We start from the raw sequence: 20167 nt of genomic DNA, 5'->3' as shown, positions 1-20167 counted from the left end.
TACATTAACCGTTCGTGAGACAGGAACGGTGGCGGAGAGGATTAAGACTTAAGACGCTAGAATCAAGACGCTAGAATCAAGACTTATGAGGTTAGAATCAAGGTTTAGTATCCGATATATTAACCGTTCGTGAAACACGAACGGTGGCGGAAGATTTACTATTCGATAAATGAACGGTGCTTGAAACAGGAACGGTGGCGGAATTGATACTTAGTACCTGATACTTAATACTAATTACTACTCCTTAATAATACCTGACCTCGCAATCGGGGTTTGATTCTTTGAATCTATCGACAGCTCTGCTGTTCAATCGGGTATTGAAACAGGATAGTTTCTTCAGGTTTGGAAGACCTTCAATAGGCCTTAGGGAGCGAAGGTTTGTGCTAGCCACGTCAAGTTCCTCCAAGTTGATCAATCCTTCCAGTCCTTTTAAAGTTCTCAGGTTGGTACCGGAAATATTCAAAGTTTTCAAATTCATCAATCCTTCTATGGGCGATAGATCCTCGATTCCGGAATTGCTGATATCGAGTTCTTTCAGGTTGGAAAGGCTTCGCAATGGGGAGAAATCAATGACAGGAACCTGTGATATCTTTAATTTCTCTAGAAGTTTTAACTCTACAATCGGAGCGATATAACCCAGAGGTGCATCAAAAATCACCAAGGATCTCAAATTGACAAATACTATCAGTGCATGAATATCGTCAACTGATACACGCTCGAAAGTCAAAGCGGACTTTTCTGTCAAGGCATGCAGCTGCTCCGTAGATGGCTCTTCTGGCATGGAGAACTGCTTTCTAAAGATTTCTTTCCAAACCTCATCCAACTCATTCCACCAGGTACTCAACTCTTCTATCCGGTAAATAATAGTCAAGCTTGGTTTTTGAATCAGGATTTCCGGAACTTCTTCAGGAAAGATTTCAGATCCATTCACATTCAAGTAGGTCAAATTAGGAAGATTCACTACATCCATTATGGTGGTAACCGGACTTCCGTCAAGATCAATCTTTACTAATTCTTCATTTGATTTCAGTGGAGAAATATCTTTCACCTGAGAGTTTCTGCCTATGATTTCTTTCAATGTTTTGACTTCGCTCAGTGAAATCATCTCGGTAACCGGATTATCAGAAAAATCCACTTTGGTGAGTTTGGCAAATCGAGTGATTGGGTTAAGTGTTTGAATGCCGGCTCCGCTTAAATCTAGTTCTTCCAAACCAATAGTGCTTGTGAGTATTTCTACACTTGGGTTATCGGAGGTAATTTTAGGATTAGCTTTTTTCATACTAGCTTTCCAAGCATCAGAAAGTCCTGCCCACCAGCTTTCCAGATCTTTTACATGGTGGATTAATAATACCTTAGGGTTATTTCGTATGAAATTATCCGCAGCAATCACAGAAAGTTTTGTATCATCTGCCAAAACTTTACTCAGTTCTGGTTTAGCATTCAATGCGGATATATCAGAAACTTCTGTTCCGGTGATATCCAATACTTCAATATTTTTAAGCCCTACCAAAGGTGTGAGGTCTTGGATATTGGTATTTGATAAGTTCAAATTCCTAAGCGAAGCCAACTCAGATAACTGGCTGAAGTTGATTAGGTAATTGCCTGATAAGTCCAGTTCTTCCAATTTTGAAAGGTCTTTGATATTCTCAGCGTTATTAAAACCGCTTCGGGCAATATATAGGTTTTGCAGGCTATCAAATTCATTTAGAACCGCAAAGCTCAAAATTGGAGTTTCTTCCACTCTGAGAGAACGTATGGCCTTAAGATTTACCAGTTCACTAATGTCTGTAATCTGAGTTTTGGAGATATCCAGATGCTTTAGTCGATCAGAATACTTGATAAATTGTATATCCGAAGTAGGTGTGTTAGAAACATCGAGGTATTCTAGGAAGGTCACATTGGAAATAGGTCCAAGCTCGGTGATCTGCGTATTGCTGAGGTTGACGTACTTCAGGTTACGCATGGCTTCCATAGGACTGAGGTCGAGTAAAGAATCTGTCCCAGAAATATCCAAGGAGTCCACTTCTACGAATTTATATAGCCAATCCACATTGATGGAATCATATTGACTTAAAGCAAAGCGATCTCTGAAATAAGCTTGCCAGTGGGGATTTAAGACCGACCACCATTCTGCAAGTTCTTCGTCTCTACTTACCTTGGTGGTGTAAACGGAGGCGATTTTTAACTCCTGCGTCTTGCTATCCAAATTCACTTCAACAAATCGAGGCTTGGTATTCGAAACTTTTTCGTTGTTGATACCGGTAGCAGTAATAGTTCTATCTAAAGATGCCAAAAAATACACCTCTCCATTATCTTTCTGGTGTGCTTTTACATCCCTAATCTTAAACTTGAAGTTGACATTCTTGTAAAAAAACTCAATGTCTTTTAAATAGGCAGTTACATTCTTGTTTGTCACAACCTTTCTATCCAGCAACAAATCGTCTTCCACCTGCACTTCTCCATCCCGGAAAATCTTCAGGTAGCTTTCGCGAATGACCACATCCTTATCTCTAGGTTGGGTCTCTGAAGACCCAATAGTATTAAGCAGGTATTCCAAGAACCTAATTTGATCTTCCACTTTGGAAGAGTAATCATCTATTTCATCCTGAGTATAGCCTTTGATCGTCTGTGCGAATCCTGAGAAGCTCACACATAAAAGGATTAAACTTAGATATATAAACTTAGTTCTGATCATAAATGTATTTCTGTATAGTCTCCTTGTCTCCAGGGTTAAGTTTGACAAGGTTGGAAATCAGCCAACCTGTATTAAAACCAGGGCGGTTGAATTGGTTTACTTCAAAATACCAGCCTTCTATTTGAAAGAAGTGAAATTTAACATCTGTCACGGTCTGGTAACGGATGTTATTTTGTTTCATTTCGTAGAGAAACAAGGTCAGGTAATCTGGTTTAAAATTGGTCTCAGTGTAAGCTTCAGGGGAATTTGAATCTTGAAATGCTCTTCTAAGATTCATAAATCCCAGCTCATGACTGAGTGGGTGCAGGAAATCTTTATTATCTCCTACAGGCTTATTGAAAATGTTTTTAAATGGGGGAAATGAGACCTCATCTATGACCCATTCGTACCCCAAACCTTCCGGCTGGAGTTTTAATATCAGGGTGGCTGTTTCTCTTTTTCCTTTATAAATAAATTCAGCCTGTACTTCAGCAAGCCATCCTTCTCTGTGGAAGTTTATGTATTGCGGGTAAGAGGGTGAAAGTACAGCGTTAATAAACTCTGTTTTTAAGTCTGTATTAACTGAGGTAGTTTGATTATCAAAAAGTATCTGAAGAAAGCCCTTTCTCAGGGATCTGCTGTGGTATGCGGTATCACCAGGATAATAGCGCACATTGCCATCAGTGGGGGATTCCTCTGCATTAAATCTTCTGAAGAATTGGTTTAGTTGTTTGGTGGAGGCAGCAAATTTGCCATCATCTTTAATTGTCCCGGGGCTGCCTATGCCCTGCCCCGAGACAATTGAGATGCTTGCGATTAAAATCGCAAAAATAAAGGTTACTATTCTCATGCGGAAGTTTCTGTCACTCTCACGTCACCTAGCATGACGTCCCAGAATTCGATGGTTCTACCAGCGATTTGGGTTTGCTTTTTCTCAACGTAGATCGTGATATCTTTCTTTGTAGTGTCTTTGTAGTTCATACCTGTCTCAATAGAGGTACCTTCAAAACGTTGGAAAACAGTGACAACACCTACGTATCTACCGTCAGGCTGTCTTTCAAGGTCTGAAATGTATTGGATATCGTACCAGGTGATATTTACTCTATCGTAGTTCAAAGCCATCAAACGCTCAAAGTAACGTCTTACTTTGTAGTATGCGATTTCGCTTGTGTTGATGCTGGAAACGCCCATCTCTGCACCAGGAGAGAAAAGTTCTTCAGCACGATCCATCACTCGGTTTGCTTCAGAGAACTGTGTCTCTTTGCTTCCGATGATGCTGATGTACTTACTTAAATCTTTTACTTTTTCAAGCGCTAAAGAGTCAATTGCTTGCTTTCTTGCAGGGCTAATTGTTTCGGACTGAGCTAGAGCACTTACTGAGGAAGCAAGGAATAAGCCCAGGAAAAGGATCATTATATTTTTCATGTGTTTATAATTGATTTTTTTGGTCACATGGAATCTCGCATCTCGGATAAGTATATTTTGGTATAACTCTTTAGTCATGCTCGATTTCATATGTAAATTATTTTTTTCAGATGGGCTATTATTTTCTTCTAAGCTCCAATTCAGAGACCTTACCATTGGCATCCATACGGATATCGCTGATGTAGTTAAGATTCTTCTTGGTGTCTTTCAGGTATTCTAAATACTTCTTGATAGTAGTAGGCTCATCGTAATCTTTGATTCCATTTTCTTCGTGAATCACGATCAAAACTGGAGTTTCCTGATTTGAAAACATACCTAGCGTCTCTTGGATAGTCTGGTTTGCCATAGATGCATTACCTGCTGCGGCTACGCTATTGAAATAATTTTCCAACTTCTCAGCTGCTACTTCTTCTGCAGAAGCCACTGGAGCTGGTGGAGGAGATACTGGCTGTTCCACTTGTTCGACAGGTGCAGGTGGAGCAGGTTGTGCAGCTTTCTTTTTACTCTTACATGCCCCCAAAGCCAGCATAGCGACTAAGGCAATCATAAGTGAGCGGTTGACCGAAATAGAGAACAAATTTTGTTTCATTTTGGGGATTTGATTAAGATGATGAGGTTTTTTATTTAATTGTTAAAGAAAAAGAATGAATCTCCTACTTTTTGATTTGGGTGCAAAGTAAATAAATTCGTAGGATTTTATTTCGATTTTTATACATATTGGGTTACGCAAATGTTATTCCAATTCAAGATGCTTTTTGATAATATTTCTAAGTGATTATCCGTAATGCCATCGGTAAGCTTATTTTCTTTGTTTTACTGGCTAAAAAACCTCCTGAGCTATCTGTAGACCAATATCCAAAATTGCCTAAAATCTAGAGTTTACCTTATTCTTTGCGCTTTGATCTTTACTTGCAGCAAAGGGGATATACATAGATTTTTAGGGGTTCTTTGAGCAGTATATGAGTCAGTAGAGTGGCTAGAATATACTCTTTAAAATCCTCCAGACTTCGGGTGGGAGTAAATCGATAAATGATTCAATGATTTCTTAAAATATATATATTTTGGCAGTAGCAGGCCTAAATCAGGGAAAATGCTATTAAATCAGTGCAAAAATACCCAACATTGGGTATTTTTTTATCGCTTGATACCTATGACATTTGGATTAGCGTTAAGTTTTAATTAGGCAGTAGCCGAACAAAAAGACCCAGAGCATCTCTGGGTCTTTTTATTTGTGGTTGTCGGTTGGCGGTTCTCGGTTGTGGGTTGTCGGTTCTCGGTTGTCGGTTCTCGGTTGTCGGTTGGCGGGTGTCGGTTGGCGGGTGTCGGTTGGCGGTTGGCGGGTGTCGGTTGTCGGGTGTCGGTTGGCGGTTCTCGGTTGTCGGTTGGCGGGTGTCGGGTGTCGGTTAGTGAGAGTTGAGGCTAAAGTCTGAAATCTAATGACTTAACCAAGGACTTTTGAATATTTTTTCAGCAGAAATGCCTTAATAGCTATGTAGACTACACCTGTGATGACTATGATTCCCAAGCCTTCGAAAGGCCCAGGGGTTGTCCTAGGGTAGATGAAAAATCCAAAGTTAATTCCAAGTTGTAGCAGCGCGTAAATCAATGCGATATTGACATGTGATATCCCTGCCTGATTAGCAAGCATCTGATATAAGTGAGATCTATGTGGTTCGGAAATCTTCTCCCCTTTTCGGATTCTATCAAAAATGGTAATTGCTGAATCCAACCCGTAAATAAGAAGGAAAAGGATTACAGTCCATGATCCTGAGTATAGGTACCATTGAATCAAGAGGTAAATCATAACATAGGCAAGGGAAATACTCCCTATATCACCAGCAAACATCAATGCTTTCTTTCGAAGATTAAAAATCAAAAACACGCATATCGCGAGAATCTCGTAACGAATCAAATTCTGATCAAAGACTCCTAAATAGGTATCGACAGCCAGTACACTTCCTAGAAAGACCAAGCCATATAGTCCAGTGATTCCATTAATTCCATCCATGAAATTGATGCCATTGATGACGGCTAAGGAAATAAAATACAGAATGGGTAAGGCAATCCAGTTGATTTGAGCGAAGACACCCAAGTCATAAAACGCCATGCTCAGTGCTAAAAATTGCACCGCAAAGCGAATTCTGCTAGAAATAGTGTAGATGTCGTCAAGCAAACTAATGGTAGCAACCCACACAATACCTAATATCATCCAGGTATGTTGGAAATCAAAAGCCATCCACCAAAAAATCACAGCAAATGGAAATAATATCCCCCCGCCTCTTACGGTAGTATGCACATGTGAACTACGATGATTGGGCTTGTCTACAATTTTAAACTTCAAGGCCAACCTATGGTAGGTAAGCGCCAAAAGAAGCAAGATCAAAAAGACAATAAAATAATTGAGAAACATAAATACTTACTTCAAGATGCTTGCCTTTAATTACCTGATTAAAGTAAAAGTTCCAGTTTTTTGAACTTCCTCACCTGATTTGGTTTTAAATATACCTTTATAAACGTAGTTACCATTTGGAGTGGCTTTGCCGTTCACTGTTCCATCCCAACCAATACTTTCAAGTTGGTCAGTTTCATAAATGAGCTCACCCCAAGTATTAAAAATGTAGAATTCCATTGATACAATTCCTCTAAAGACTGGCTTGAAGAATTGGTTTTTAGCTCCTGTAGGAGTAAATGCATTGGGAATCATAACGAGGTAATCATCGAATGCCGTTACTATTTTTTGAACTTCTGCAATGCAACCAAATTGATCAATTGTAGTCAAGGTAATTGTATATGTTCCTTTTGACAGGTATTGATGCGTTGGGTTTTGGTCTGTACTTTTTGAGCCATCGCCGAAATCCCAATTCCAAATAACAACTTTACCTGTGGAATTATCATAAAAATTCACATCTTCCAAAATTTGGATTTCTGAATTTGGCACTATGATACCACCACCTAAGTCTGCATCATATGAGAAATCAGGAACCAATAATTCATCAGAAATAATCACTCTTATACGTTGTCTAGGGGACCAGCATCCGGTGCCTTTAAAGCTAGTTTGCACTATATAATCACCTGTTTGATTTACAGCATCTATATCTTCAAGTCTCAGCACCTGTCCGGAAGGATTTTCAATTCTGTAATCGTAATTAGAACTATTAAATCCTTCAATAAAATTACGCAAGTCTACAGTTTCGTTTGGATCGCAAATTATAGATGGGTTTGAAACACGTAGATTGGCAATTGCATTTACAGTGACATTTACAGGCAACAAATCAGGAGGGCAAATTCCTTGTCCTTGAACAGTCACATAGTAAGTGTACGGACTTTCAATAGCCTTTAACCCTGAGATATTAATTTCACCTGTAGGACTAACTTGAAAGCTTGCACCGTCAATAGTTGAACCATCAGAAATTGGTTGGTTACCAAGGGGATCTGAATACCACAAGAACTGAGGTGTTCCAGCGACTTGGGTGGTAGAAGGTACGAGAGTAGCAACTTCACCTTCGCAAATCACCTTATCATTGGCAATAATTGGTGTGTCCTGAGAGACTAAATCAATTGCACCACTAGACACAATACAGGATCCGTCAGAAACTTCTATTGTATAGGTACCTTCAGGTAAATCGACGAATACCACTGGTGAGGAAGAGTTTTGAGTGGCAATAACTTGCGTTTGATTTTTCAAAGTCACCGTATATCCACTGGTATATCCACCAGAGAAGTCTAGAGAAATAGTCCCTGATGCAGTATTACAGGTAGGATCCTCCAGTGTCGTGTTATCAATTGTTAAAGGAGAACTTGGCCCCAGAACTTCTACACCATCCAGTTGAGAAATACAGCCAGCGCTTTCTACATAGACCGAATAGATTCCAGGGACAACTTCGAACGTATTGTTAGACTGGTAAGTGACACCATCTATACTATAAGAGTAGGTACCATCGCCCAAGGTAGCTGCGATAGTAATCAATCCTTTTTCTCCAAAACAGGCTTCATTAGTAACATCAGTACTGATCTGAGGCTTAGTAAACATGGATACTATTGGAGTTGCAAGGTCCCCCTCACAAATCCCAGCACCTACCACTTCCACATAGTATGTGAGTGGTGATTCAGCCGGCGTTAATCCTTCAATCGTTAATTCGCCCTGAGTAGAAATCTGATAGGTTTTACCATCAGCAGCTGGGCTGGTAGTGGAAACAATTTCTTGAGATTTAGAGCTATCTAAATACCATTTAAATTCACCTGCTGCATTGAAAGGTGTCATTGAAGGAGTTAAGACAGCAATTTCACCCTCACAAATAGTCACATCCTCAACATCTACCCGAGTAGGTCCAAAGGTGAGTGTAATTATTTGAGAGGAAATGATGCAACCTCTATCATCAGTAACTTCAATATCAAAGTTACCCTCCAAAAGATTTTCGAATTTAAACTGGCCATCTGCTGATGTTTGGGTGCCCATCACTGTACTACCTTCAGAAATAGTAATCGTATAAGGGGCCCATCCTCCAACAACTTCTCCAGACACTATACCCGTAGGTGAGCCACAACTTGGATCGATAGCAACAATATTTTCGAAGGCTAAGCCTGCATTTGGACTCAATACCTCAATAGAGTAGAGTTCTGAAGGACAACCTACACCATTTTGCTCCACAGAAATTGAATATGTTCCTGCTGCAAATAAGGTGGCTTCCAAGGTGGCCTGGTCTACAAAAGAGCCTCCATTAATAGAGTAGATAAAGTTTGAATCTGCACCTGAAGAGACTGTAATCCTACCATCTTCTGCATCAAAGCAACTAATGGATAGAACATCAAATGTGACTTCAGGTGTAGGATAGACGATGACTTCGACCGGTAATTCAACACCAGTACAGACTACGTAGAAATAGTAGGTATAAGTACCTGCCTCTAGGCCAGAAATCGTAATGGAAGGATTTAGCCAATCAGAGTCGTCAATAATATAACTTACCTCTTGATTTTGGGAATCAGTACCGGAGAACAGCTGATCGACTTGCCCTGCATTTTTATACCATCTTACTTCGGTAGCTGCTGCAGGAGGAAGAGATGGATCAGGAGCTAAATGGACCGGTGAGATAGTTACCTCATCGCCCTCACAAATTTCTTGAGGCTGGATTAGCTGATAAACTGGGTCAGAGGATTCTTCTACTACGAAATCAAAAATCTCAGTACAGCCATTTAAATCTGTTACGATCAGGTAATAAGTATCAGGATTTAAATCAACTGCTCCTGTCATATCACCAGGCACTACTGTACCTGTAGCAGATCCTCTTCTCCACTCTACCTGATATGTTCCCCAACCACCAGATATTACAAGATTCTGAATAATACCATTTGGCAAGCCACAATTAGCTCTTAGGATATCCGGAGTATTTATAGTAATCGGAGCTGCCGGTCCTTCAATAGTGGCATTTTCAATTATAGAGCAGCCGTTTGAACTTCTTATTTCAATTGAATAATCACCAGGGCTTAAGTTCTCGAATAGATTTGAGCTCACAAAGGGACCTCCATCGAGGCTATACTCAAAGATTTCATTTGCACCGCTTGCATCAACAGATATTGTTCCATCTGAAACTTCAAAACATGTTTCATTTGTGAGGGAAAGAGTAGCTTCCAATTCTGGAAAAACAATGATGTCTGCTTTGAAAATGTAATCAGGGCATAACTGATCCCCTTCTACTCGATAGTAATATGCAAAATCTCCTTCTTGCAATCCGGAGATAGTCAGGCTGAAATCTGTAGTATTTATTTGATAGGTTAAACCATCAGTATCAGGAGTTGCGCTACTTGCAACGGGGATAGTAGCTTCTGCATCCTTGAACCAAGTAACCGTATAGTCTCCAGGGGTGGTAATTTGAGGAATCAAGGTAGCATCTGTACCGAAGCAGATTTCTTCTGCAATAGCCACCGTAGACAAGGGATCCAGATCATCATTAATCAAAGTCAGGGTAGGCGATGTAGTTTGGCAAAGCAAGGCATCATTCACTGCAATGCTATAGTCACCTGGCATTAACTCTTCAATCAGATACGTATTGCCGGTTACTGTATTCGTATAATCTGATAGTGGATTTCCATTCACTTGAACGTTATAAGCTGGAGTACCTCCAGATATAGTGAAGGAAATGGTACCGTTTGGATATGAACAGCTTGGGTTAGTAAAATCCAAGTCCAGGATTTCCAATAGGTCAGGCTGGGTAATTTCCACATTATCAACGAGCGTTTCGCAAGAAGTAACCTTATTAATTACTCTTATTTGATAGTTGCCAGCGGGTAAGTTGTTGAATAAAGGATTATCCTGAACCGGCGTAACTCCAACTACCTCATATGAAAAAGAACCTGGGTCAACACTAGCATCCATGACAATTTCCAATTCTCCGGAATTATCTTCAAAACAATCCAAATCTTTCGTCAAAACTTCCTGAACGGGCGGATATTCAGAAACTGTGACTGTAGCTATCAAATCTGGGAAACTACAGGTATTGTCTCCAGAGATGGATAAGATATAAGGAAAGACTCCTGCGGATAAACCAGAAATACTTAATTGATCCGGTGTAGTTGAATTAGCGTCATGATCTGCTAAAGTATAGGTAACCCCTGCTATGGTAGCACCATTGGTAATTACTGTTCCGGTTGGAGTTTTCCAAGTAAAAACCGGAGTGGAATTACTTATATCTACAATGGTTGGTAATAAGTTAACTACTTGACCTTCACAGGCCACTGCGTCATCAACTTCGAAAACTGGAGCTGGAATATCATTTAGTTGTAGGGGCTGGGACATAATTTCACAGCCATTTGCATCTTTAACAGTTAGGATATATTCCCCTACAGTCAGGTTGGTAAATGCAAATACTCCTGCACTTTGATTTAAGGTCGGGCTAGAAACAGGGGAACCATTGTGTGTCAGACTCACCAAAGAGTAGTCCGGGGTGCCTCCAACAACTTCCCAGGTAGCATAAGCGCTAGTAGTAACTCCACAGGAGGTACCATCCGAATCTATCAAGCTAATAGTAAGAGGCGCTGAAGGACCAGCGACAGTTCCTGAATCTGATACTTGGCAACGCGTACCACTACTTAAGTCTACAGTATAACTTCCTTGGGGAAGTCCATCAAATTCTGCCTGTGCTCCTGCCACGGAAGTTGGATTATAGACTACCCCTGTACCATTGTTGGTAAGGGTAAAAGTATAAGTTGATGGTCCGTCCCCACCGGTACCTTCCACTGTAATGCTTCCACCCTCTCCGAAGCAAAGTTCATCAGAGACTGTAACTGAAGCAATCTGAAGTGGAAATTCGATAGGTAAAATTGTGAAAGGAATTACATGACGAAAGAGTGGCTGACCGTCACTACCTGCTTGTCCTTCTCTAAACTCATCTCCTATTTGGAAAATGTAATCACCCGCAGGAAGACCAGCGTAATCAATTGACGTTTGGCCGGTTGCCAAAAAAGTCCAATCTACAATTACTGTCCCAGCAGCATCGATAATTCTCCATTTTTCATTTCCGGGATTGCCATTAGAGTCTACTCCTGTCACGGCTGCCCCGTCAATAGAAACCGCTATTTTCCCTAATTCCTGACAGGTTTCTCGAATAGGTGTATTATTGAAATCGGGATTTAAATCAGGCACTATTAGGAGTTCAACTGCTTGTGCTGAAGATCCAATACAACCAAAGGCCGAGGTAACTTCAACAGTATAATCACCAGCAGTAGTAGCTGTATAGCTTGTACCACTTTGTCCTGGAATTTGAATTCCGTCCCTGAACCACTTGTATGTATCACCTGGTACTACAGGCTCTATATTAAATAGCACTTTGATGTCGGCAGCCTCTTGCTGCTCCCAGACCAATGGATCAAGGGTAGTGATGATAGGATCCGGTTGAGGATTGATTGTGATTGTAATTGGCTTAGGATCGGAGACCTGTCCAAAGTTGTCTGTAGCTGTGTAATAGATGGTAGTTACTCCAGAGTACCCAGGTTGAGGAGTGAACCTCACTTTAGGAACCTCTAGCCCAGCCTCCTGAACAAGTAAAACTTCGAATTGCCCTGCAAGCTCTCCAGTTACATTATCATAAGCTGGTCTGGAAGTTCTTTCAGGGCGACAAAGAAGGTCCACACAATTACCCGTTGGGCAATAAGTAGATGGAGCTGCTACAGGAGGAGTTGGAAATGGAATACTGATTGCATCGGCTGCCACTACTGCTTCTGCCTCTGGTACTGTGTAATATAGTTGGAGACATCTAATGAAGGCATTGGCCGCGTCATTTCTTAATTCCACGTCTAGTTCAAAGGTATTTGTTTCTCCTTCACAAACCTCTTCGTCCAAGGAATCAACCAAAGGTTTTTCCAATTTATCTTCATTGGAAACCTGCACAGTTACATTTCTGATTTCATGGTAATTTGTCTGGAGTCCAGTGGAAGCGGCGAATCCTACTTTCAATGATTCTGGTGCTGCGAAGGGGTAATCGATAGGCCCGTCGAATACATTGACCAACTTAACAACCCCGCCCACATTGATCAGCATTAAGATTTCTATGGTATAGCCCTGAGTAGGGTCATTGATATCTTTAGGTGTTAGATCCAAGAATACTTTTCTATACCCTTCATCTGGACAGGATCCTGAAAAAGCATCGGTATCTATTTCAAATTTTTCAGTGTGTAGATAAGGAGCTACAGAGACCGGGGGGAAGGTTCCGGCAATTCCAGTACTGGCAGGATCGAAGATCCGACCATCAATAAACTTGTATGATTCGAACCTAGGAGCACCAACAGTACCTGCTATAAACTTGTTGGAGTTAACTCTATCCCAATCGCGAAAGGGAGTGGCAGGTGCTGCGGGAGGAGGGCCATCTACAGGACCTCTAACCACCACTGAATGTGGGAACAAGGGGGTGTTGCTAAGGGCGTCCAGGTTATTGGGATCTTCAAAACCTCCAAATTTACCAGTTCGAGAATTACCAAAATTACCTAATTCATCAAACCCAATTCCCAAATATGCTCCTTTTAGACCTGGGCTAATCAAGATAGCTTCATTAGCAGTGGCTCTTACGGAGGTATATCCTAGGGCTCCCCCGGTACCGCCAATAGAAAAATCGGCAACTGGAATGGAGCCATCGAACATGAAAAAACTTACGCCATCAGCACCTGATCCCCCGTAATTGGAGAATTCAAAGGAGACCTTTAGACCAAATAATGAGGAGAAAGGGATATCGACAAACATGTAACCACTTTCATCATTTGAAATTCCTGTAAGCTGTAGTGAGTTGCCTGTGAGTTTAACATCTGCAGCAGCATTGCCTCCAAATTCAATATTCTCTCGAAGATCGGTACCGATAAAAGTCTCACAAAATGGAAAGCCGGTCCGAATAGGAATCTCAATATCTGCCAAGGTACGCGCGTTACCATTGTCGGGAATTGTATCTAAAGTAGCTAGAGACAAAGCTTCGATCCTTTCAGAAAGTTGGTTTAAGCGATCAGTATTACTTCTAAATGGTGAGATAGCAAAAATGGCCCCCAAGCTGGAGAGCATTATTAGCAAAAAAATCGAAAGTTTTGAGTAGGAATTTTTGCTCATAATTAATTCTTGTGGTATTAGTTAAATACCGGCACTAGAGAAGGGTAATCTATTTACTGCCCTTAAATTAAATTAAGTCAAAAATAGAACCAGTTTGGCAGGAAACCTCAAAATATCTTCAATCAATTTTTTTTTGGCTCACAAAAGATCCATTCCATTTGAGTGGGTCTTTTCTCAGCAAGGATAGATATTTGATCTGAAAGGGGGATTTTCTGGATTTCAGGAATATTAATTTTTCTATACCGAAATATATCATCTATGCTTTTTATCAGATCAATAGAATGCGTGTTTTGGAAACGGCTTCTTAACAAATCTGAGACACCAGGAGATGTAAAATCATGTAATTCAACAATAAAATCCGATTTACTCAAGTGGTTAATCACTGCATCAGAGAATAGAACCGATTCATATCCTTCACAGTCCGAGAATATCAAATGTCTTTGTGAGGGGTCCAGACCTAAAAGAAAATCTGGCGTCACTTCCGCAATAACCCGAAACTTATCAGTATCCGCTATTCCGTTGGCATTAGCCATGACTTTAGTTTTCTCTCTGGCTTCAGGATTAATATCAGCCGCATAGATAATGGAGTCAGGAAATTTTCTGGCAAGCCCCACTGCATAATAGCCTTCTGCGCAGCCTATGTCCAGGATAGAGCTATAGGTCTTTTGAAAAACCTTTTTGAGGCTCTCATTCAGTTCAAATTCATAGCACCCCAGTAATTTTGGAAGCAAAGTAGAGTGCAAGGAACTGAAGAAAGGGTATTTCAATCCTTGAAATGGACCGTTTTTGACTTCATCGGAAATTAGGTGCTTATACTTTTCAAAAAAAAGTCGTTGGGCCTGAGCATTTTCCTCATTTTTCTTAGATATATAAATATCTGCATTCACCTCAGCAAGAGGCTTATAGAAACTCCAGACCCATTTGGAACTGGTGAATTTCATCAGCACAGTAGAAACTAAACGCTTAAGCTGTCTTTTCATTAATTGGAAAATATGATAGTTTACTTTCAATATTTGGTATTATTTATGAGAAAAAAAAAGGAAACAAGTAACGATTAGTTAGATTTGCAATCGTAAAATTCAATTTAAATCTCAGGATGAAGACAATTTTGATTACCGGTGGAACCGGTTTTTTGGGTAGAAACCTTGCTCTAAAGCTAAAAAACGAGTATCGGATTATTCTAACAGGTAGAAATAACAAACAAAATCTTTTTGCTTCAAAATACACTGGATGTCAGGTGGCTCCGCTTGATATCAGCAACATAGAATCGGTACGAGATGTATTTGTGGAATTCAAACCAGATGTGGTAATTCATGCAGCGGCTACTAAGTTTGTAGATTTAGCTGAGAAATATCCTATGGAGTGTGTAGATGTCAACATTCTTGGTTCACAAAATGTGGCTAGAGTCGCTGTAGAAAGGGAAATACCGGTTGTTGTGGGAATCTCAACAGATAAGGCTGCTCCTCCAGTGAGAAATATTTACGGGATGTCAAAAAGTGTGATGGAGAGAATTTTTTGTGCGATGGATGGCAAATCTTCCACCAAATTTACTGCTGTAAGGTACGGAAATGTAGCTTGGTCAACAGGTTCAGTTCTTACGATATGGAAAAAAATGTTGGAAGAAACAGGAGTAATTGGTACTACTGGGCCTGAGATGAGGAGATTTTTCTTTTCAGTAGATGAAGCTGTGAATTTGGTAGTAACTGCCATGAACAATATAGATATAGCGAAGGGAAAAGTTCTTTCAAGACATATGAAGGCTGCTCAAATGCAGGATATACTTCAGACTTGGATAGAGGAAAAAGGCGGTAAGTGGGAGAAAATAGAAGGACGACCAGGGGAAAGAGATGATGAGTTCCTTATAGGTGATTTGGAATTGCCGTATACTGAAGAATTAAATTTTGATGGCATAAAGCATTATCTGATTTCATTTAATGACAAAGTGGAAAAGCCGGTATCCTTTGGTCTCTCTTCAGCAAATACAGATAAGTTGACTCGTGAGGAGATTTTATCTATTATCAACAACCCTCCTATTGAAGAGCAATAAGCGATGAATAAGATTAATCACGCATTAATCATGGCAGCAGGAAGAGGGACCCGCATGGCTCCGCTGACCAATATAATTCCCAAGCCTATGGCTCCCTTGTGGGGTTCGACCTTGATTGCCAATGGGATCAAAAAACTGATTCCCTATATTGCCAATTTGCATATTACGGTGGGTTATAAGGGGGCAGAACTTGCAAAACACGTAATAGAACTCGGAGTTCATTCGGTTTTCAACACTGAAGGAAAGGGCAATTCTTGGTGGATCTTCAATACATTGATGTCCAACCTAAATGAACCTGTGTTGGTGCTGACTTCCGATAATGTAACTGATCTAACGATAGATCTTATTTTAGATGATTATAAAAGGTTAGGTGCTCCAGCATGCATGGTAGTTCCTGTTTTGCCAATAGAAGGGTTAGTCGGAGATTTTATTCATCATGAAAAAAATCGTGTGATCAAGCTTGACCGAAATGATCCAGCTGAAGCTTACTGCTCTGGTATACAGATAATCAACCCATATAAGATAAACCAGCTGATGTCAGCAGTGGAGGATTTTGGAGAAGTTTGGGGTAATTTAATTCAACAGGAAGAACTCTTCTGTTCTTCGATCTTTCCTGACAAATGGTTTACCGTGGACACAATTGAGCAATTGACTCAAATGAATAGTCAACAATCCTGAATACTCTCACCTAGAAATAGTTCATGCAAAATAAGTCTATAAAAATACTTGGCATTTCAGCATTTTATCATGACTCAGCGGCCGCTGTAACAGAAAACGGAATAATCATAGCTGCTGCTCAAGAGGAGCGTTTTACCAGAGACAAACACACTCCCGACTTCCCAGTAAATGCAATCAAGTATTGTTTGGAAGAGGCTGGGTTTTCTATAGATGAATTAGATGCGGTGGTGTTTTATGATAAGCCATTGTTAAAGTTTGAGAGACTTTTAGAAACTTATTACAAGTTTTCGCCCAAGGGATTTATATCGTTTGCCAAGGCAATGCCGGTATGGTTGAATGAAAAGATGTTTCTAAAAAAGCTAATTCGTGAAGGCTTGAAAGAAGTGGAAGAGTATAATGGTAAGGATTTGACCATGCTTTTCCCTGAGCATCACCTTTCTCATGCAGCGAGTGCCTACTACCCTTCTCCTTTTGACGATGCTGCCATACTTACCATCGATGGTGTAGGCGAATGGAGCACGGCAATCATAGGACATGGAAAAGGCGCTTCAATAGAAATTCTGAAGGAACTGAACTTTCCGCATTCTGTAGGTTTATTATACAGTGCTTTTACCTATTTTTTGGGTTTCACTGTTAATTCCGGTGAATACAAGCTTATGGGTCTAGCTCCATATGGCAACCCTGATTCTGAAGAAACTTCCAGGTTTGAAAAGTTAATTAAGGAAAACCTGATTGAAATTTATCCGGATGGATCTATTTGGTTGGATCAAAGCTATTTCAATTATGCTACTGGTCTTAGGATGGTTTATGACAATAAGTGGAAAGACTTATTTGGAATTGAACGCAGGGATGAAGAAGCAGAGCTAACACAAATCCACTGCAATCTAGCATTAGCTATACAAAGAGTGACTGAGGATATTGTCCTTAAAATGGCTATGGAAGCAAGAAGGCTGACCAACTCAGAAAACTTGGTGATGGCAGGTGGAGTAGCTTTGAACTGTGTGGCAAATGGAAAGCTTCAAAAATCCGGAATTTTTAAAAATATATACATACAGCCTGCAGCCGGTGATGCAGGTGGAGCATTAGGAGCTGCACTGGCAGCTACTTATATTTCTTTTGGACAAGAACGACTTAAGGCAGAACAGCCAGACTCCATGTCTGGATCTTACTTAGGCCCCTCCTATTCCAGTAAGGAAATTGAGCTGATGAGCCGCAAGGTCAAAGGAAATTACACGAAGTACGAAGACCTAACTGACCTCTATCCTGTGGTGGCCAAAGCGCTTTCTGAAGGTAAAGTAGTGGGATGGTTTCAGGGTAGAATGGAATTTGGACCTAGGGCATTGGGTAATAGAAGTATATTGGGCGATGCAAGAAACCCTGAGATGCAGAAGAGGTTAAATTTGAAAATCAAATATAGAGAAGGCTTTAGACCTTTTGCTCCCTCTGTACTTGCAGAAGAAGTGTCTACCTATTTTGACTTGGACGAGCCTTCTCCTTACATGTTGCTAGTAGCACCGGTAAAAGAATCAAGAAGAAAAGAACTTCCTGCCAACTATAATGAGCTGGGCCTTTGGGAAAGACTGTATAAAGAACGAAGTGATATACAATCAGTGACACATTTGGATTTCTCTGCAAGAATCCAAACAGTTCATGAGAACACAAATCCCAGGTATTATCATTTAATCAAGGAATTTCAGCGTCAGACCTCTTATGGGCTGGTAGTAAATACCAGTTTCAATGTGAGAGGAGAACCTATAGTCTGTACTCCTCATGATGCTTACCGCTGCTTTATGAGTACGGAAATGGATGTATTGGTAATCAATGAGTATGTGTTTTTCAAGCAGGAGCAACCTGATTGGGAGAATAAGGATAAGTGGATGGTAGCCTTTAAAAAGGACTAGTAATGGGATTGATAAGTAAAAGAGATATTAAATCATTCTTTACGATCACGGTACCCATGCTGGTGATAATGTTGGTCTTAGTAGAAATTATCCTTTGGTTCGTAGCTCCGGTAGCAGATCCTTTTGAGAAATATAAGAATGCTGCGCCCCTCAATAATCAGTATATAGAGTCACAATTTCCTAAGAAGGTCTCCTATACTTTTGAAATTGAGTCCGATTTACCTTTGATGGATTCTTCAGCCACTTTCACCACCAATAATATGGGATTTCGGGGAGACTCTTTGATTTCTCCAAAGCCAGATAATGAGTATAGGATCTTTTTAGTGGGTGGAAGTACCACGGAAAATCTATTTATTGACGATTACCTTGGTTTTGAAAGGCAGGTTCAAGAGAAACTTCAAGCAGAGAACCCAACTAAATCGATCAAAGTATATAATGCCGGGAAATCCGGAGATGCCAGTCCAGATCACTTGGCTATGCTTGGCCATAGACTGGTGCATTTAAATCCAGATTTGATCGTTCTCTTCCCTGGAATAAATGATTTGAACAGACTAGCTGCAGGATATGATTACCTGCACTATCCGGTTAAATCTACCGAAGTCGTCAGAAATTGGAAGGTGGATTTGAAGTTTTTCCTGAGCAATTTTCAGCTAGTTCGCAGACTAATCAATGTAATGAATCCAGAAGAGGAAAGTGCAAGGAAAGCTATCTTCCTTTCTACGAACTACAAGGATAAGGTCAAGGAAGTGCAGAGCTTACCACTAGAACCTTCTTTACCTGAGGTAGATATTTCCATTTACAAGCGGAACATTGAAAGTTTTGTGGGAATTTGTAAAAGTCAAGGTATAGACTTATTGCTTTTGACCCAGACATTTACATGGGATAGTCAGCAGGAAAACAACCTTTCCAATTCACATTGGATGGTCGGAATAGGTGACAAGAGATATCCCGAAGAAGTGCTAGCGGGAAAACTAAGTGAAATGAACCAGTCTATTATAGATCTTGCGGACAAAGATTCTGTAAACTTATTAGATTTGGAAAGTTTGATACCAAAAACCAATGCTTACTTCTATGACGATTGCCACTTCAATAAGGGAGGAATTGCGTTTAGTACAGACCTAATTACAAGTACAATTCAAAAAACATATTTTACAAATTGATATGGATTTCTTAAAAGACATTTGGGCCTTTATGAAAGAGCGAAAGAAGTTCTGGCTAGCGCCGGTGATTTTCATTCTTTTGTTGTTGGGCGTATTAATCATTTTTGGTGGGGGCAGTGCATTAGCACCATTTATCTACACCTTATTCTAATTCAACAGTTTAATGAAAGCATTAAAAAGTGATCCCAGCAAAACGGTTTTGGTGATTTGTACTGGGTTGATTTTAGTATACTTTATCTTTTCTTTAAAATGGATACTTTTCGTAGCATTTGGGATAGGGATATTAAGTATTCTATCTGAGTGGATTAGTAAAAAGATCGAATGGGTTTGGTTCCAGTTGACCAAGCTATTGAGCATGATAGTACCTAACATACTACTTGGAGCTATATTCTATTTGTTCCTTACTCCTATTGCTTTTTTAGCGAATCTTTTCTCAAAGTCAGATCCTTTGCTAATTAAAAGACCGGCGCATACAGCATATAAGGAAGTGAATAAGCAATTCAAAGCCGAGGATTTAAAGAATCCTTGGTAAGGTTTTTAACCGCAGATTTTTTTTAACCGCAGAGGACACGGAGGGAACGCAGAGGGCGCGAGGATTATCCATATGCGGAATGGAACGCGGAGGTCATCAAGATCAATTATTATTGACAGTTAAAATCAAAAAAAAGGCACTCCAGATGGGGTGCTTTGTTTATGCTTTAA

Annotated in this window: 13 protein-coding genes; 6 read left to right on the top strand and 7 right to left on the bottom strand. The window is 40.2% G+C overall.

Annotated features, from left to right (window positions below):
• Positions 1 to 244: 244 nt before the first annotated feature.
• From LV83_RS17970 to LV83_RS17935, 7 genes are all read right to left on the bottom strand, one after another.
• Entirely contained in the window at positions 245 to 2650 is a 2406-nt protein-coding gene (locus tag LV83_RS17970) for a leucine-rich repeat domain-containing protein (RefSeq protein WP_245947092.1), read from the bottom strand.
• 31 nt (positions 2651 to 2681) lie between these two features.
• Complete coding sequence (locus LV83_RS17965; RefSeq protein ID WP_111612952.1) at positions 2682 to 3524, bottom strand: hypothetical protein; 843 nt, start codon at positions 3522 to 3524, stop codon at positions 2682 to 2684.
• Entirely contained in the window at positions 3521 to 4099 is a 579-nt protein-coding gene (locus LV83_RS17960; protein ID WP_111613043.1) for a hypothetical protein, read from the bottom strand. Before LV83_RS17960 ends, LV83_RS17965 begins: the two co-directional genes overlap by 4 nt.
• Positions 4100 to 4217: 118 nt before the next feature.
• On the bottom strand, positions 4218 to 4688 hold the full coding sequence (locus LV83_RS17955; protein WP_111612951.1) for a nucleoid-structuring protein H-NS: 471 nt from the start codon (positions 4686 to 4688) through the stop codon (positions 4218 to 4220).
• Between the two features lie 852 nt (positions 4689 to 5540).
• On the bottom strand, positions 5541 to 6440 hold the full coding sequence (locus LV83_RS17945; RefSeq protein WP_158530616.1) for an MraY family glycosyltransferase: 900 nt from the start codon (positions 6438 to 6440) through the stop codon (positions 5541 to 5543).
• 99 nt (positions 6441 to 6539) lie between these two features.
• Positions 6540 to 13679: a PKD domain-containing protein gene (locus LV83_RS21765; protein WP_111612948.1), complete on the bottom strand. Its 7140-nt coding sequence runs from the start codon at positions 13677 to 13679 to the stop codon at positions 6540 to 6542.
• A gap of 122 nt (positions 13680 to 13801) precedes the next feature.
• Entirely contained in the window at positions 13802 to 14659 is an 858-nt protein-coding gene (locus LV83_RS17935) for a class I SAM-dependent methyltransferase (protein ID WP_111612947.1), read from the bottom strand.
• 116 nt (positions 14660 to 14775) lie between these two features.
• Here LV83_RS17935 and LV83_RS17930 point away from each other — a divergent pair, with 116 nt between their 5' ends.
• Genes LV83_RS17930 through LV83_RS17910 form a run of 6 tightly spaced genes read left to right on the top strand, consistent with a single transcriptional unit; the run spans position 14776 to position 19997 of the window.
• Positions 14776 to 15726, top strand: coding sequence for a polysaccharide biosynthesis protein (locus LV83_RS17930; protein ID WP_111612946.1), 951 nt, complete (start codon positions 14776 to 14778; stop codon positions 15724 to 15726).
• 3 nt (positions 15727 to 15729) lie between these two features.
• Positions 15730 to 16404, top strand: coding sequence for a nucleotidyltransferase family protein (locus LV83_RS17925; protein WP_111612945.1), 675 nt, complete (start codon positions 15730 to 15732; stop codon positions 16402 to 16404).
• A gap of 23 nt (positions 16405 to 16427) precedes the next feature.
• Positions 16428 to 18305, top strand: coding sequence for a carbamoyltransferase family protein (locus LV83_RS17920; RefSeq protein ID WP_245947091.1), 1878 nt, complete (start codon positions 16428 to 16430; stop codon positions 18303 to 18305).
• A 2-nt stretch (positions 18306 to 18307) separates the two neighbouring features.
• Positions 18308 to 19465, top strand: coding sequence for an SGNH/GDSL hydrolase family protein (locus tag LV83_RS17915; RefSeq protein WP_111612944.1), 1158 nt, complete (start codon positions 18308 to 18310; stop codon positions 19463 to 19465).
• 1 nt (position 19466) lies between these two features.
• Positions 19467 to 19616: a DUF5989 family protein gene (locus LV83_RS21485; RefSeq protein WP_170124584.1), complete on the top strand. Its 150-nt coding sequence runs from the start codon at positions 19467 to 19469 to the stop codon at positions 19614 to 19616.
• Between the two features lie 12 nt (positions 19617 to 19628).
• Positions 19629 to 19997 (top strand): hypothetical protein, encoded by a 369-nt coding sequence (locus LV83_RS17910; protein ID WP_111612943.1) that lies wholly within the window; start codon positions 19629 to 19631, stop codon positions 19995 to 19997.
• The last annotated feature ends 170 nt before the right edge of the window (positions 19998 to 20167 follow it).

It is taken from the genome of Algoriphagus yeomjeoni, from assembly GCF_003259505.1.
Lineage (GTDB): Bacteria > Bacteroidota > Bacteroidia > Cytophagales > Cyclobacteriaceae > Algoriphagus > Algoriphagus yeomjeoni.
The sequence above is the reverse complement of the archived record's forward strand: the minus strand, read 5'-3'. Positions and strand labels throughout refer to the sequence as shown.

Bases quoted from the DNA above. Each gene is read 5' to 3' on its own strand.
- LV83_RS17965 (WP_111612952.1), bottom strand. From the start codon at position 3,524: ATGAGAATAGTAACCTTTATTTTTGCGATTTTAATCGCAAGCATCTCA.
- LV83_RS17960 (WP_111613043.1), bottom strand. From the start codon at position 4,099: ATGAAAAATATAATGATCCTTTTCCTGGGCTTATTCCTTGCTTCCTCA.
- LV83_RS17955 (WP_111612951.1), bottom strand. From the start codon at position 4,688: ATGAAACAAAATTTGTTCTCTATTTCGGTCAACCGCTCACTTATGATT.
- LV83_RS21765 (WP_111612948.1), bottom strand. From the start codon at position 13,679: ATGAGCAAAAATTCCTACTCAAAACTTTCGATTTTTTTGCTAATAATG.
- LV83_RS17935 (WP_111612947.1), bottom strand. From the start codon at position 14,659: ATGAAAAGACAGCTTAAGCGTTTAGTTTCTACTGTGCTGATGAAATTC.
- LV83_RS17930 (WP_111612946.1), top strand. From the start codon at position 14,776: ATGAAGACAATTTTGATTACCGGTGGAACCGGTTTTTTGGGTAGAAAC.
- LV83_RS17925 (WP_111612945.1), top strand. From the start codon at position 15,730: ATGAATAAGATTAATCACGCATTAATCATGGCAGCAGGAAGAGGGACC.
- LV83_RS17920 (WP_245947091.1), top strand. From the start codon at position 16,428: ATGCAAAATAAGTCTATAAAAATACTTGGCATTTCAGCATTTTATCAT.
- LV83_RS17915 (WP_111612944.1), top strand. From the start codon at position 18,308: ATGGGATTGATAAGTAAAAGAGATATTAAATCATTCTTTACGATCACG.
- LV83_RS21485 (WP_170124584.1), top strand. From the start codon at position 19,467: ATGGATTTCTTAAAAGACATTTGGGCCTTTATGAAAGAGCGAAAGAAG.
- LV83_RS17910 (WP_111612943.1), top strand. From the start codon at position 19,629: ATGAAAGCATTAAAAAGTGATCCCAGCAAAACGGTTTTGGTGATTTGT.